Origin of the sequence: Acinetobacter sp. CIP 102129 (genome assembly GCF_000368305.1) — a bacterium.
Taxonomy (GTDB): Bacteria; Pseudomonadota; Gammaproteobacteria; order Pseudomonadales; family Moraxellaceae; genus Acinetobacter; species Acinetobacter parvus.
The window spans coordinates 455,241-470,352 of record NZ_KB849341.1; the positions used below are offsets into that span (position 1 = coordinate 455,241).

Annotated in this window: 15 protein-coding genes; 6 read left to right on the plus strand and 9 right to left on the minus strand. The window is 41.7% G+C overall.

Annotated elements, in window-relative coordinates:
* Positions 1-16: 16 nt before the first annotated feature.
* Positions 17-1,210 carry a chloramphenicol efflux transporter CxpE gene (gene cxpE / locus F973_RS10255; protein ID WP_004761629.1) on the minus strand — a complete coding sequence of 398 codons (1,194 nt, stop codon included), beginning with the start codon at positions 1,208-1,210 and terminating at the stop codon, positions 17-19.
* 133 nt (positions 1,211-1,343) lie between these two features.
* Here cxpE and purM point away from each other — a divergent pair, with 133 nt between their 5' ends.
* Positions 1,344-2,414 (plus strand): phosphoribosylformylglycinamidine cyclo-ligase, encoded by a 1,071-nt coding sequence (purM, locus tag F973_RS10260; protein WP_004761630.1) that lies wholly within the window; start codon positions 1,344-1,346, stop codon positions 2,412-2,414.
* Positions 2,411-3,052, plus strand: coding sequence for a phosphoribosylglycinamide formyltransferase (gene purN / locus F973_RS10265; protein WP_171062346.1), 642 nt, complete (start codon positions 2,411-2,413; stop codon positions 3,050-3,052). Before purM ends, purN begins: the two co-directional genes overlap by 4 nt.
* Before the next feature lie 37 nt (positions 3,053-3,089).
* Here the strand turns inward: purN and F973_RS10270 are convergent, their stop codons facing one another.
* Both F973_RS10270 and sppA read right to left on the minus strand, forming a co-directional pair.
* Positions 3,090-3,881: an alpha/beta fold hydrolase gene (locus F973_RS10270; RefSeq protein ID WP_004761633.1), complete on the minus strand. Its 792-nt coding sequence runs from the start codon at positions 3,879-3,881 to the stop codon at positions 3,090-3,092.
* Positions 3,882-4,046: 165 nt separating this feature from the next.
* Complete coding sequence (gene sppA / locus F973_RS10275; RefSeq protein WP_004761635.1) at positions 4,047-5,069, minus strand: signal peptide peptidase SppA; 1,023 nt, start codon at positions 5,067-5,069, stop codon at positions 4,047-4,049.
* A gap of 142 nt (positions 5,070-5,211) precedes the next feature.
* Between sppA and F973_RS10280 the strand changes: the two genes are divergently transcribed.
* The gene (locus F973_RS10280; protein WP_004761636.1) at positions 5,212-6,168 is read left to right on the plus strand and encodes a lysophospholipid acyltransferase family protein; all 957 of its coding nucleotides are present in this window, start codon (positions 5,212-5,214) and stop codon (positions 6,166-6,168) included.
* Between the two features lies 1 nt (position 6,169).
* Here F973_RS10280 and F973_RS10285 read toward each other — a convergent pair whose 3' ends face one another.
* The 3 genes from F973_RS10285 to F973_RS10295 all read right to left on the minus strand — a co-directional run bounded on the left by F973_RS10285 (position 6,170) and on the right by F973_RS10295 (position 10,598).
* Entirely contained in the window at positions 6,170-8,596 is a 2,427-nt protein-coding gene (locus F973_RS10285) for a DNA internalization-related competence protein ComEC/Rec2 (protein WP_004761637.1), read from the minus strand.
* Between the two features lie 87 nt (positions 8,597-8,683).
* A complete protein-coding gene (gene lolD, locus F973_RS10290) occupies positions 8,684-9,370 on the minus strand; it encodes a lipoprotein-releasing ABC transporter ATP-binding protein LolD (protein ID WP_004761638.1) in 687 nt (228 codons plus the stop codon).
* Positions 9,363-10,598, minus strand: coding sequence for a lipoprotein-releasing ABC transporter permease subunit (locus F973_RS10295; RefSeq protein ID WP_004761640.1), 1,236 nt, complete (start codon positions 10,596-10,598; stop codon positions 9,363-9,365). The genes lolD and F973_RS10295 overlap by 8 nt, the downstream gene beginning before the upstream one ends.
* Before the next feature lie 25 nt (positions 10,599-10,623).
* Here F973_RS10295 and F973_RS10300 point away from each other — a divergent pair, with 25 nt between their 5' ends.
* Positions 10,624-11,208, plus strand: coding sequence for a PilZ domain-containing protein (locus F973_RS10300; protein ID WP_004676801.1), 585 nt, complete (start codon positions 10,624-10,626; stop codon positions 11,206-11,208).
* A gap of 19 nt (positions 11,209-11,227) precedes the next feature.
* Here the strand turns inward: F973_RS10300 and F973_RS10305 are convergent, their stop codons facing one another.
* Positions 11,228-12,121, minus strand: a complete 894-nt coding sequence (locus F973_RS10305) for a DMT family transporter (protein ID WP_004761642.1) — start codon at positions 12,119-12,121, stop codon at positions 11,228-11,230.
* A gap of 10 nt (positions 12,122-12,131) precedes the next feature.
* Positions 12,132-12,605: a YaiI/YqxD family protein gene (locus tag F973_RS10310; protein WP_004676796.1), complete on the minus strand. Its 474-nt coding sequence runs from the start codon at positions 12,603-12,605 to the stop codon at positions 12,132-12,134.
* 200 nt (positions 12,606-12,805) lie between these two features.
* Between F973_RS10310 and F973_RS10315 the strand changes: the two genes are divergently transcribed.
* Together F973_RS10315 and F973_RS15280 are read left to right on the plus strand one after the other, a co-directional pair.
* Positions 12,806-13,744 (plus strand): hypothetical protein, encoded by a 939-nt coding sequence (locus tag F973_RS10315; protein ID WP_004761644.1) that lies wholly within the window; start codon positions 12,806-12,808, stop codon positions 13,742-13,744.
* Between the two features lie 36 nt (positions 13,745-13,780).
* Positions 13,781-13,924 carry a hypothetical protein gene (locus F973_RS15280; RefSeq protein ID WP_004761646.1) on the plus strand — a complete coding sequence of 48 codons (144 nt, stop codon included), beginning with the start codon at positions 13,781-13,783 and terminating at the stop codon, positions 13,922-13,924.
* A gap of 77 nt (positions 13,925-14,001) precedes the next feature.
* Here the strand turns inward: F973_RS15280 and serC are convergent, their stop codons facing one another.
* Positions 14,002-15,081: a 3-phosphoserine/phosphohydroxythreonine transaminase gene (gene serC, locus F973_RS10320; protein WP_004761648.1), complete on the minus strand. Its 1,080-nt coding sequence runs from the start codon at positions 15,079-15,081 to the stop codon at positions 14,002-14,004.
* Positions 15,082-15,112: the final 31 nt, after the last annotated feature.

Genomic DNA, 15,112 nt, shown 5'->3' on the forward strand with positions numbered 1-15,112 from the left:
TTAATATATTCCCCAATTACTTAAAGTCATTTGAATTTGAAGTGCCTGTATCTTGAGAGTTTTTCATTTCAATATCAAGTTCTACATCACCCGCATCAACATTGATGTGCTGAATTTCACCCTGGGGAACACTCACCTCAATCGGTAACCCATAAAGACGGCTTTTTTCGTAATTGTCACGCGCATGCTTTAACAACACCACAATCACTGCTGCGACAGGTAATGCAATCAACATCCCAAGGAAACCACCCAGTTGTGCGCCAGCTAATACTGCAAACACCACCGCAACTGGAGATAAGCCAATTTTATCGCCCAACAAGAAAGGTTGCAGAATATATCCTTCAACCATTTGTCCAATCATGAACACAACACCGACCAAGAGAAGCTGTGTCCAGTCCAGTCCAAATTGGAACAAGGTGGCAATAACCGCTGCAATAATACCAACCGCAAAACCTAGATAAGGAATGATACTCGCCAAACCAGCGATCATCCCAATAATCAGGCCAACCTCCAGCCCAATCAACTGCAATCCAACAGCATATACAATTCCCAGTAATAACATCACCAGAAACTGCCCTTTCACAAATGCACCCAATACACTGTGACATTCACCCACAATTCTCAAGGTCGATGCTTCGTAAGGCCGAGGAATCAAGCGTCTAAAGCTTTGCAACATTCTTTCCCAGTCAAGAAGGAAATAGAATGAAATTATTGGAATTAAAATCACCACCCCGCCCAGTTGAATAAAATTCAGACCTGATTGAGCTAGACTTAGCAACATGGTTTGAATACTATCCGCACTATAATTGGTCTGGACATATTCCATGATCGTTTTGGAAATTTGTTCGGTATCCAGTTCCATTGGAATCACATTAAATGTTTTGGATACCCACGGCAGAAACGTTGAGTTAATCCAATGAATCCCTGCGGGAATACTGTCACGGGCGTAAATTAATTGTTCCCATACCAGTGGCACAAGAAACCATAAAACTACGGTTAAAGTAACACCAATGCCAACAAATACAACACTAATTGCCAACCAACGTGGCAGTCTAAACTTTACAAGTGTGTCAACAAGCGGACTAAACAGATAGGCAATAAAGAATGCCCCTACAAATGGCAATACCACTGGCTTCAACAGATATAATACCCAGAGTAGTAATGCGAGTCCCGCGAGAATAAAGATACGACGCAATACCTGATCTTGCATAAAATCTAGCCTTTCTTGGTGTAATCGTTATAAATGGAAAAAATTTTTAATAAAGATAGCATTTTCGGGCATAAATAACAGAAGAGTTTCGTATATTCGGGTTATAATCTGCCGCCAATGCGGAGACTTCACTATGAGCAACTCAACTTCTACCCCAAATACTGGTTTAAGCTATAAAGATGCGGGGGTCGACATTGAAGCGGGCGACGCACTGGTCGATCGTATCAAATCTGTCGCTAAGCGTACCACTCGTCCTGAAGTCATGGGCGGTTTAGGTGGCTTTGGTGCCCTATGCAAAATTCCAAAAGGCTATGAAGAACCTGTATTGGTTTCAGGAACAGATGGCGTAGGGACTAAATTACGTTTGGCACTGAATCTCAATCGTCACGATACCATTGGTCAAGATTTGGTGGCAATGTGTGTCAATGACCTACTGGTGTGTGGTGCTGAACCATTGTTCTTCCTGGACTATTATGCAACGGGTCATTTGAATGTTGATGTGGCTGCAAATGTAGTGACAGGTATTGGTAAAGGTTGTGAGCTTGCTGGCTGTGCATTGGTCGGTGGTGAAACTGCCGAAATGCCAGGCATGTATGAGGGCGAAGATTACGATCTCGCTGGTTTTGCAGTGGGTGTGGTTGAACAGAGCAAAATTATTGATGGTTCCAAAGTAAAATCTGGTGACGTGTTGATTGGCGTTGCTTCAAGTGGTGCTCACTCTAATGGTTACTCATTGCTACGCAAAATTTTAGACGTTAAGAACGTTGATTTAACTCAAATTATTGATGGTCGTCCACTTGCAGATGTTGCTATGGAGCCAACCCGTATTTATGTAAAACCAGTGTTAGAGCTTTGCAAACAAGTCGATGTTCATGCAATGGCTCATATCACAGGTGGTGGTTTACCAGGTAACCTGCCACGTGTACTTCCAAATGGCGCACAAGCAGTTATCAATGAATCTAGCTGGGAATGGTCAGAGTTATTCCAACTGTTACAACGTGAAGGTAATGTAGAACGCTTTGAAATGTATCGTACCTTTAACTGTGGCGTTGGTATGGTGATTGCTGTTGATGCAAGCGAAGCGGATAAAACCATTGAAGTATTAACAGCTCAAGGCGAAAAAGCCTGGAAAATTGGTCACATTCAGGAAAATGCAGAATCAGTTGAGGGTGCAGACGAAAAAATTCGTGTGATCTTTGCATAATGAGAATTGCGGTACTTGTTTCTGGTAATGGTAGCAACTTACAGGCCCTGATCGACGCCCAACATGGTAAACAGTTGTCAGGGCAAATCGTTGGTGTTCTCTCCAACAAAGCTGATGCCTATGCATTACGACGTGCCGAGGACGCCAATATTGCCACCGCTGTGATTTCCCATCAAAACTTTCCCAATCGGGAAAGTTTTGATGTAGCCATGCATCAGCAACTGTTGGCATGGCAAGTTGATCTTGTGATTCTTGCGGGTTTTATGCGGATTTTAACACCAGAATTTGTCAGTAAATGGCAAGGCAAGATGTTAAATATCCATCCCTCCCTGCTTCCTTTTTATAAAGGGATGAATACACATCAACGTGTGTTAAATACAGGAGATCGATTGCATGGTTGTACGGTTCATTTTGTAACAGCCGAACTGGATGCGGGACAAAGTATTGCCCAGTCTGTGATTCAGGTGAGTTTACAGGATACAGCAGAAAGTTTGGCACAGCGTGTACATGAACTTGAGCATTTTATTTATCCTCAAGTAGCACAATGGTTATGTAATGGTCAGCTCACCTGGGAAAATGGTCAGGCTTATTTCAACCAGAAACTATTAGAAAAACCAATTCAGTTTGCCCAGTTTTAAAAATAAAACGCATCTTCGGATGCGTTTTTTATTTGAGTTAAATAACCAGATTTTTAATTTTTTCGGCAGTTTCCACAGGATGCTCAAGAGGAAACATATGCCCTCCCTGCTCAATTGAAAATGGAATGCCTAGTTTTCTTTTTGCCACTTGCGGAAATTTTTCTTTTAAAAATACACTGTCACTTCCAACCACGAGATTTACAGGAACAGGTGGTTTAGGCATTGGCAACCACCACATTGATGGTGTGGTTCTAAACATCGCCACTTCATCATTTTTTGGAATGGTTAAAGTCACACCACCACGCTGTGGATCATTGGTCAGGGCGTAATCAATATAAGCCTGAAAGCAATCAGCATCAAAATGTTGATAAAACCCTCTCGAACCTAGTAGCTCAGCCGCTTGCTCACGGGATTCCCAGTGATCGCGTCGACGCACTGACAAACCTGCTGGCGTAATTTTGTCGACCAGCTTCGGTTTGAAGATTTTTGCAAGATGAAAAAATAACGAGGCCTTGCCAATAATCAGGGGTGGATCGAGCATAATCACTTGTGAAAAAAGTTCAGGTCGGCGATACGCTGCCATCAAGGTGAGTACTGAACCCAGGGAATGTCCCAGACCAATGACTTTTCGTCCCTGGGCCTGCTGTACAATGCTATCAATGATCTGGTCAACCAAATATGCCCAGCCATGTGTAATTGGATAACGCTTATCTGTTCCAATTTCTGCCACATAAATAATGTCATATTGATCTTTGAGCTGATCAAACAGTTTTTGATAGACTTTTGATGGAACACCATTAGCATGGGCAAAATGAATCAAAGGTTTCATAAGCTTGTCTTTTATTTTCACTGATTGGTCAATTATCTAGTTCTACACATGTATTGCAAATAAAAGGGAGAACTGTACAGTTATTTTTACAATAAAAAGGCTGTGATATACACAGCCTGATTAAGATCAACACAGCGCTTTTATCGAAGCGATGCATCAGATATGTTATTGTATTTTCGCATTTTGCTGAGTTTCCAGTTGTGCTGCAAGAGAGCTACTAATCCCCTCGCCAATCTTTGCACCCATACGCCCCAAAACAGACTCTAAAGGATTACGTTGAACGGTATAATCAACTTTTTGATCAACCTTTAACTCACGCATCAGGGTGGTAATGCTACCACTACGATCTGCAACACCAAGTGCAATTGCCTGTTCACCCGTCCAGAATAAACCAGAGAAAACCGCTGGATCATTCGATTTTAAACGTTTGCCACGTCCCTCTTTAACCGCATTGATAAAGTGACCATGAACATTATCCAGCAACGCCTGAACGTGCGCACGCTGTTCAGGATTAATCGGTTTGGTCATACTCAGGATATCTTTGTTATTACCCGATGTTAAGGTACGGTCTTCTATACCCAATTTCTGTGCCAAACCACTTAAACCATAGTTCGGCATGATCACACCAATTGACCCGACCAAGCTTGATGGATTTACAATGATTTCATCCGCAGCCGAGGCAATATAGTAGGCACCAGAAGCCCCCATATCGCCAATGACAGCATAGACCTTTTTATTCGGATGCTGTTTTTTCTGATAACGAATTTCTTGCCAGATTTCATCCGACTGCACAGGTGATCCACCAGGTGAGTTGATATTGAGGACAATTGCCTTGCTGCCACTTGCTTCAAATGCCCGTTTTAAAGCCTTGTTGGTATCTTCACTATTGACTGTGGACTGACCCGCAGAGGAATCAATGGTGCCAACAATATCAACAATTGCCAAATGACTGCTGCCAATGCTGCTGGTTGATTTTTCTGTGCTGGTCGAACATCCCTTACTCATTGCAATCAGCACAATCAGTAAATAAGCAAAACCCAAACATTTAAAAAAGATACTCCAACGGCGGCTACGGCGTTGTTCTTCGACAGAAGCCAAGACAGCTTTTTCTAAAATCTGCCATTCTTTGCCTGTCACATTATTCGGATTTGTGGATTCATTTTGTGGTTTTGGTGGCCAATCGGACATAAGATTCCAATCCAATGTATTTTAAAAGTGGCCTTATTATATACGCTGATGGGCACAAAACTGTTTAAATAACTTGTTTGAACTTATAATTATTTTTTGCATTATACTGGTCTCTTGTAATTTTCCAATTTGCAATAAATAAATGACTCAGCCAAATTCAAACCGTTCAAGTTATCGCCTACTCAAGCTCATTAGTCGCCAGCCGATTCAGTTAGGACGTTTTTTTGCACGTTTGGTTGCAGTCTTACTTACCATATTTCAGCTTTCCAAATTTTCAAAAATCATTCGACTCAACATACAGATTGTGTTTCCTGACTTGGCTGAACCAGAGAGAGAACAACTGACCAAACAGGCAATTCGTAATGAACTGACCTCTTATTTTGAGTTTTTCAGTATTTGGGGAGCTTCCAATCAAAAGAATATTCAACAAATTCAAAAGATTCATGGTGAACATTATTTCCATGCAGCATTGGCAGAACAAAAAGGTCTGGTTTTGATTATTCCTCACTTTGGAACTTGGGAAGTGATGAATGCATGGCTCTCAAAATATACACAGATGACTATTTTGTATAAACCTGTCAAAAATCCTGATGCTGACCAATTTGTCCGTGATGCACGCTGTCGTGAACAGGCTCATCTTGTCCCTACCGATGAAAGCGGTGTTCGGCAGATTTTTAAGGCCTTGAAACAAGGTGGGACAACTATTATTTTGCCTGATCACACACCTGATCATGGCGGTGAAATGATCAACTATTTTGGTATTCCACTCGCCTCAAGCAGTCTGAGTGCAAAACTCATTCAAAAAACCAGGGCCAAAGCACTATTGCTCTATACCATGAGAAATAAGCAAGATGGTTTTGACATGCATATTGAACCGATCAATCCGCAGATTTATGAGGGAAGTGCTGAAGATGGCACGCTGATCATTCACCAGACTCTGGAGCAACTGATTCAACGTTACCCTATGCATTACCATTGGAGTTATAAACGTTTTAGTGCCAACCCCGCCCTCAAGAAAATTTATGATATTGACGAGAATGAAGCTTTGGTTAAAGTTGCAGAAGTTCGTCAGCAAAACCTATCTCAGGAAAATGCTTAGGCTATTTTCTTTCCAGCCATTTCACCTGTTGACGTTGTTGTCTTAGCTCCATTTTGCCATTTTCAAATACAAAACTGATGGTTCCTGCCTGTACTGTCGTAAGCAAAGGAATGTTTAACGCCTGCAAACGGTTTTGTAGTTCCTGAGTTGGATGCCCATAACGGTTATTAAAACCAGCCGAAGCAATCGCAAGTTTCGGTTTTAATGTTGCCAGAAAATCATAGGCTGAACTGTGTTTACTGCCATGATGCCCAAGTAGCAAGACATCCACTTTCAAATCAGGATATTGTTGCAACAATTTATATTCAGTTTCCCAGCCTGCATCGCCCATAATGAGGAAGTTTTGATACGGCTGGGCATCTAAAAACTGTAGATACACCACACAGGATTGTTCATTTTGCTGATCTTTTGCATAAACCAATTCTTCAGGGCGTGGAAATAGAATTTCAACTTTTACATTTGCATATGACCAGTTTTGACCCTGCTGACAAAATGAAAAATTATCCTTAAACGGCATTTTGTCACTGCGTTCATTGGACTGAACCTGGGTGATTGCAAAGGCATTTTGAATCGCAGGAAATGCGCCACTATGGTCTTGATCGAGATGCGATAGAATCACATGATCCAAATGTCGAACGCCCTGTTGGCGTAAGAATGGAATCACCACCCGTTCACCTAAACTAAACTTACTCTCATCATATGACCCACCTGTATCAATCATTAATATCTGCTGAGGATGCTGTAAAAGAACCGATTGTCCTTGCCCCACGTCCAGAATATTTAAAATCGTGGGTTGTGATTTTACCCCCAATACAATAGGTAAAAAGCAAACCAAAGCCCAGGCTTTTGGCAGCGTCCCTTTAGGCATAAATAAAATGATTAAACCCAGAATCAAACTGACCATCATTAATGGTGTGCAACTGACACCATACATATCAGGAGAAATCTGCTGTAATCCATTTAAAATCCATATTAACAAAGATAATAAAATATCATTGAGCTGAAACAGTAATTGCCCCAATGCTGGAATGATCAGCCAGACACATGCAGCAATAATATCCAAGGGCACAACCAAGCCACTTAATATCGGAATAGCGATCAGATTAGTGAGTGGTGCAAGCCATGAAACTTGCTGAAAGAAAATCAAGACCAAGGGCAATAAGGCAACGAATATTTTCCATTGAGACTCGATCAAAACTTTGATTGCAAAAATAGCTTTTTCTTTTTTTGTTGCCACCTGATCTTTGGGTAAGCTATTGATGGTTTGATAAACCCTGAGCAGAATAAAACATGCGCCATAAGACAACCAAAAAGCTGCCGATAAAATGCTAAATGGATCATAAATTAATAACAAACTTGCGCTATACACCAGCAATGCAAAAGGTTGAATCTCTTGCCGAAATAAAATAAAAAGGCTGGCAACGATGACAGTTAACAAGGTTCTAATTGCTGGAATTTCAAAACCGACAAAAGTGACATATAACAGAACACTTAACCCAAATGGCAGTAGCACTAAAATCTGTCGTGGTTGCCACAAATACAACTTCGGGTAATAACGTTGCACCAATCTTTGCAAAATCCAAGTCAACATTAAGGCAAAAATCAATACATGAGGCCCTGAAATCGCCAATAAGTGAGAGATGCCGAGCAGTTGAAACTGTTGTTTTAAAGTATTGGATAATAGACTTTCATCACCTGTCAGCAACGCCAAAAGCAGACCTTTGTGCTGTAGGTTTGAATTTCCTAGCATCTGCCGAAATGCCAAACGTTTTGTTTCAACATTTAACAGTAACTTAGCCCGAAAGCCCTGTTGCTGCTTTAAGTGCTGCTGATAACTCAAGGCATAAATCTCGTCAGGGCTTAAAGGCTGAATCTGCTGTACGGAAAATGCAGACATCACATTTTGCTGTAAAAACCATTTTTCCTGATCAAATGCGCCTGCAACTGCATAACTATGTGCTGGCTTAATCTTGCCGTAGACTCGGTAATAATGACCAAGCTGTAAGGATTGAGACTGAACAGTTTGATCTTTATTTTTCTTTAAATACAGAAACCAATTTACGGGTTGAGCATGTCGATTAAGCACCTCCGCAATTTGTTTGTGTCCATCTTCTGTCAGTTCATCTAGGTTTTTAATATAAACAATGGCTTCAAATGGCTGTAGTTCAAGCTCCCTGAGTTGCAACCGATGTTCTAAAGCCGTATCTGCAAAATGATATCCACCACAAAAGAGTGCCCAACTGGCACTGATCAGGATAAGAAATTTATATAAAGTCTGATTCAGATAGAATCGTTTTGCATATAAGCCAAAACTGAATATTGCGATTGCCAAAAGCAGCCAGATCCACCATGTCTGGTCCACAAAAGGCAGACTTTTGCCCATGATTGCAATACCAGCAATCCAGCCCAATAAAATAATTTTTAACATGTGATTTTTTAATTAAGTTTTTGATTTTTCTGAACGCAAAATTAAAGCCCGTTTTCAGGGCTTTAACAAGAGATTAAGCAAAATAAATTATTTTGGATTAATCCATAAACCATCCTGCATATGCAGAATTGAATCGGCTGACTGTGCCAACTGCTCATCATGCGTCACAATCAACATTGCCATATTCAGCTCTTTTTTCAAGTCAGTCAGTAACTCAAAAATGCTCAAGGCTGTTTTACGGTCAAGGTTGCCTGTTGGTTCATCCGCAAGCACTACAGCAGGCTTGGTCACCAAGGCACGGGCTAAAGCCACACGCTGGCGTTCACCTCCTGAAAGCTCACCAGGTTTATGGCCCATGCGGTGTGACAAGCCCACACGATCAAGCAAGTATTCAGCCTGTTTCTTAACATCCTTGAAATTACTTTCACGACGCAACATTAACGGCATTGCCACATTTTCCAGCGCCGAAAACTCAGGCAGTAAATGATGGAACTGATAAACGAAACCCAGATATTGATTACGCTTATAGCCACGCTCCGCTTCACCTAGATTGTCAAAACGTTGTCCTTGTAAAAAGACCTTTCCCTGTGAGGGTTGTTCCAAGCCACCTAACACATGCAGCAGTGTACTTTTACCTGAACCACTCGAACCGACAATAGAGACGAACTCACCCGCGTTCACTTGCAGTGACAAGCCTTTGATCACTTCAACCTTGCTTTTGCCATCATCAAAATGTTTATAGATGTCTTTGGCTTCTAAAACAATCTTACTCATAACGCAATGCCTCGGCTGGTTGAACTTTGGCTGCACGCAATGCAGGGTAAATAGTGGCAAGGAAGCTTAACAATAATGAAACTGTGACAATCACCACCACATCCTGCCATCTGAGATAGGATGGTAGGTAATGCACAAAATAGGCATCAAACAGGTTCAAGCCTAAAGCAGTATTGAACCATGAAATAATATCACTGATGGTCAAGGCCAAGGTCACACCTAACATTGTCCCTGCAATGGTTCCAATAACCCCAATCACTGTACCCTGTACCATAAAGATTTTGGTAATCATGGAGGGTGATGCACCTAATGTACGCAAGATGGCAATGTCAGATTTTTTATCAGTCACGACCATCACTAACGATGAAACGATGTTAAATGCGGCCACTACAATAATCAGCACCAATAATAAACCGACTAGAGTCTTTTCCATCTGGATCGCATTGAACAAATTGCCATGCGTATAGGTCCAGTTGGATGCATAGAAGTTGCTTGGCAACTGGCTCACAATATCATTGGCCACTTTAGGGGCAGCAAAAATATCATCCAGTTTTAAGCGCACGCCCTGCGCACCATCTGGCAGACGCAACAAGGTTGAGGCATCATTCAGGGCGATATAGCCGACCATTGAATCCACCTCTGCCCCCACACTAAAAATACCCACGACCTTAAAACGTTTAAAACGCGGCACCACACCTGCTGGGGATGGCGTCGCCTCTGGCAGAACCAAAGTCACGTTGTCATTTAGGCCCAAGCCCAGTGCATCAGTCATATCCTTACCCAGGACAATACCGAACTCACCTTTTTTCAATGCATTTAAATCACCAGAAACCATGTGGTTTTGGATGATCGAAACCTTTTTTTCATATTCAGGCTCAATCCCTGTTACCATAATGCCAGCTACTTGTCCCTGGGCAGTCAACATGCCCTGTAACTGGGTAAATGGCGCGACTCCAGTGACATGCGGATGGCGTTCAACTCTTTTTACAAGCTCAGGCCAATCTGTTAGAATTTGAGTAGAAGAAACAGTGGCTTGTGGAACCATTCCCAGAACACGATTTTTTAATTCGCGGTCAAAACCATTCATGACAGATAACACTGTAATGAGGACAGCAACGCCCAAGGTTAAACCAATCATGGAAACCAGAGCGATGAAAGAAATAAAATGATTACTCCGCCGAGCACGAGTGTATCTCAACCCTATATACAGCGAAATTGGTTTAAACATACCATCTAGTCCGAGGTGATTTATTATGGAAAATACACTGCATCATGTTACTGACGACAAAACTGAACGTCGCACGATGTCCCGTATTGATGCGGTGTTAAGAATCAATTATCAAATCATTCCAATAGATGCTGCCTTGAATGATCCCTATGATTCTCATTTTGTATTGCCTCGCTATTTTCTACTACTTGCTGAATTAGATCAATTTGATCATGCGCTTGGCTACGAATTAGAACAATTAAATGAAAAAGATCAACAAATTGCCCGTATCTTATCCCTTTTTAATCAAAAACTGAACCTGATTACAGGCTCTTTTTATGACAATATCGTGCAGTCGCTATTGCCTGTACCTGAGCAGGTTAATGTTTCTGAACAAGGTCTAAGCTTTTTTAGCTCGCAGCCGCTTGCCCAAGATGCCTATATCCATATTACTCTGAGCCATCCTGAAAATTTCTTTCATATTGCAGCAATTGCCCAAGTGGCTTATTGCAATGAAACAGAAGAGCCACATAAATTTCGTATAGGTGCCTATTTCATCACCCTACATCCGCAGGACCGTGCCAAGCTGGCTGCCAGTATTCAACAGTCGCAACAGGATGAGCCGAATTAGTCACAATGTGAGATATAACTTATATCTTTAAACGGCGATACAGGCCTAAATCTTTATAGAAATAAAGGAATAGGCCAAACAAAATTACCACAGCACCTACAAATACCTGAGCTGACAATTGCTCATGGTTCAGGTAAGCCCCGATCAATATCGCCAGCATTGGCGTCATCACCGTTGTTAATGACAGTGTGGTCGCCTTTAGGTTCTGCACCAGTTTAAAATAGCAGAACATGGCAATCAGTGAGGCCATAACCACAGTATAAGCAAGTGCCAATAGCGATTTGACTGAGGGCAAATGAGTGGGTGCATACTGCCAAATCCACGGCAAAAGCAAAGCTGCCAACACAGTTGAGACGAGGATTGAACCTGTCGCCTGCGCCATAGGCTGCACATCCGCATTAATCTTTTTCACCAGAAAAATCGAGAGTGAATAGGCAAATACACTGATCAGCATCAGTATAATGCCTATCGGCTGTACATGCTTCTGGCTACCGCTGAGACAGATCATGGCCAATCCAGCAATTGATGTACCCATGCCCAGCCACTGCAATCCCGCCAGTTTTTGCTGGAAGCCAAATCGCCCAATAAGTCCCGCCATAATCGGTGCCAACCCAAACATCAATGCGATTAAACCTGAGCTTAAATAGGCGGTGGCGGCATAGGTAAAGATCTGTGAACCAATCAGGCTTAATGAACCTGCGATATAGCTAAATAATGCAATTTTATGCGTGGGAAACTCAACCCTTAACAGCATTAAAATGGTTGCAGCCAGAGGTAAGGCAATGAAAAAGCGTAACACCAATGCCCACATAGGATGCAAATCAGCCACACTCCAGACAATTGCCAACGGTGTGGTTGCCCAGATAAACACCAGCAATGCATAGCTAAGCATGAGATTCATACGTGATGGCATAATGGCAGGCTCAAGAAGAAGCTGTTTTCCGTTTTTGCTTTAAAATGGTCTGGTCCAATGAGCTTGAAAACTCACGTTTATCCCGTTCCGAGATTGGCGGTGGTCCGCCTGTTTGCACACCTGCGCCACGCAGTGTGTCCATGAAATCGCGCAAATGCAGACGGGCTTTAACATTCGCAGTAGTATAAATCTCACCACGAGGATGAATGGCAATACCCCCCTTTTCAATTACCTGGGCGGCAAGCGGAATATCCTGCGTAATAACAATGTCATTTTCCTGCATCCGTTCTACAATTTCCTGATCGGCTCGGTCTGCCCCACTCATCACCTGAATTGATTTAATCCGCACCGATGGGGTAATCCCCACATTTTGGTTGGCTACAAAAGTCACTTCCAGTTGGTAACGATCAGAGGCACGTAAAATCACCTCACGCAAAATTTTAGGCAGCGCATCAGCATCCACCCACAATTTAAATGGCAGCACGTTGGATAGGCTCAACAAGGAAAAAATATAGTGTAGCAGATTGCCATGACAGTGGAGTGAACAATACTGCCAATGTTGAGACAGGTATTTTTTTCATCTAAAAATGAATTAAATTCCATAGAATTACATATCCAGACTTGAAAAAACGCTGTGACCCTCGATTTAATAGAATAAGTTCAATCTCTTTGTATTATGTTTTTATGAAAAATCAGAACAGTCCAGAAACCATTAAAATTCAAGATCAAAATTTCGGTCATCATGTCGAGCATTGGAACCTGTTGACAGAAACACCCGAAACAGATGTACCACAATGGTTAGGACTGGCGCTGGATGCACCTGTGATGCCCATGGGTCTATGTGAAGATGAACAGGAGATGGACCAGTCATTCTGGCTGATTCAGGGACCAAGCGGTGAGGCGATCTCAATTAATCAAATTATTGCGGTTGAGGACCAAAAGCCACGCGCATTAAAAACTGCGTTTCCAAGTTTTGAAAGCCCATATAAATACGATGCAAAAATTGAACGAGTAATTACCTGTGATTCCGCAACTCAGGCGGTATTAAGATTAAGCGTAAATAAAAATACGGTTATTTATGCCTTTGATAGTTTATTTAGTGTAAATCGCTGTCAATATGACAAAAACCAGAGTTATCAGGTTCAATTTAATGCCTGGGCATATGAATTGGAAACCGTTTCTAAAGATGAAAAAATCATTGTTGATGATCCAGCCTCAATTAAGCACCACCGCGCATTAAATGCAATTCTGGCGGAACATAATGGGATTGCTCCCGACAACCTACAGGAACTGATTAATGAGTGGCAGCCAAAAACCCCAGAAGATCAAGAACCTGTCACTGTCGACTTTTCTAAAATGGTCGCCTATCTATATGGTGAGACATTAGGTCAGGAAGATGAAGCATGGTTTCAGGGAAATATCGTGGGTAAAACCACCATGCAGTTTATGCAGGATGAATATACCCTGTATGATGTAACACTGGTATTGGAAGATGATTTACCTGCAATTTTAATACGTATTGCCACTAAAAATGTTTTGTATAAAAACTTTAACATTGGTGAATATATTCGCGGCAACATCTGGATTCAGGCGAATATTTATGCTAAAACTGCACTAAAGTGACAAAAAATCGCATAAATGGCATTTTTAGGCGTTCTAATGAAAATTATACCAGAACAAACGACCACCAGTCTTATTCCATCGAGTGATCAAGGTCTGAAACTTGATGTTGGTGCTTTTTGTTTTTTTTTACTTGGTATGTTTTTAGCAGCACTTATTTTTCATCAAATTGGCTTGTTCTAATTTTTGACCATTTTCAACTTATACATATAAACAAAAGCCCTCAATGTTGAGGGCTTTTGTTTAAGATCAGTTATTGCTTAACCGTGACGTTTCGCAAAATCATCCATAAAGTTCACAAGTGCCTGAACACCCTCTAAAGGAACTGCATTGTAAATACTTGCACGCATACCACCTACTGAACGGTGACCTGCTAGATTAAGTAAATGGTTCTGTTCAGCTTCTTTCAGGAATGTTTTCTCAAGTGCTTCATCAGCTAGGGTAAATGGCACGTTCATCATTGAACGGTTTGCAATGGCGATTGGGTTGTTATAGAAATCGCTAGCATCAATATAACCATACAGGAGTTTTGCCTTGTCCTGGTTGATTTTGTAGATTGCATCTACACCACCCTGCTCAAGCAGCCACTCAAATACTAGACCAGACAAATACCATGCATAGGTTGCTGGCGTATTGACCATTGAACCATTCTTGGCTTGGTCGCCATATTTTAGGATGCTTGGAATTTCAGGTTTTGCCTGATCCAGCAAATCATCACGAATAATGACAATGGTTAATCCCGCAGGACCAATATTCTTTTGCGCACCCGCGTAGATGAGGCCAAATTTGCTCACATCCAATGGCGCAGACAAAATACTTGAAGAAAAGTCACACACCAACGGCGCATTTACCTCTGGAACATCGGCGAACTGTAAACCACCAATGGTTTCATTATCTGCATAATGCACATAAGCCGCATGATCAGAAAGGTTCCAAGTGCTTTGTTCAGTGATCGCATGTTTGCCATCAATTAAAGTGCTTGCCTCAATGATATTAATATCGCCATAACGTTTCGCTTCTTTTAGTGCCTTTTCAGACCAGATTCCTGTATGGATATAATCTGCCTTGTTATTTTTTCCAAGCAGATTTAAAGGAATCGCGGAGAATTGTAAGGATGCACCACCTTGCAGGAACAATACTTTATAGTTCTCAGGGATATTCATGAGCTTGCGTAGATCAGCTTCCGCCTTTTCTGCCACAGCAACATAGTCATTACTACGATGACTCATTTCCATGATCGACAAGCCTTTACCCTGCCAATCCAACATTTCCTGTTGAGCTTTTTCTAAAACGGCAGTAGGCAGTGCAGCAGGACCAGCGCAGAAATTATAAGCACGCATGAATTTTCCCTTGTCAAAGTGAAACAAATTG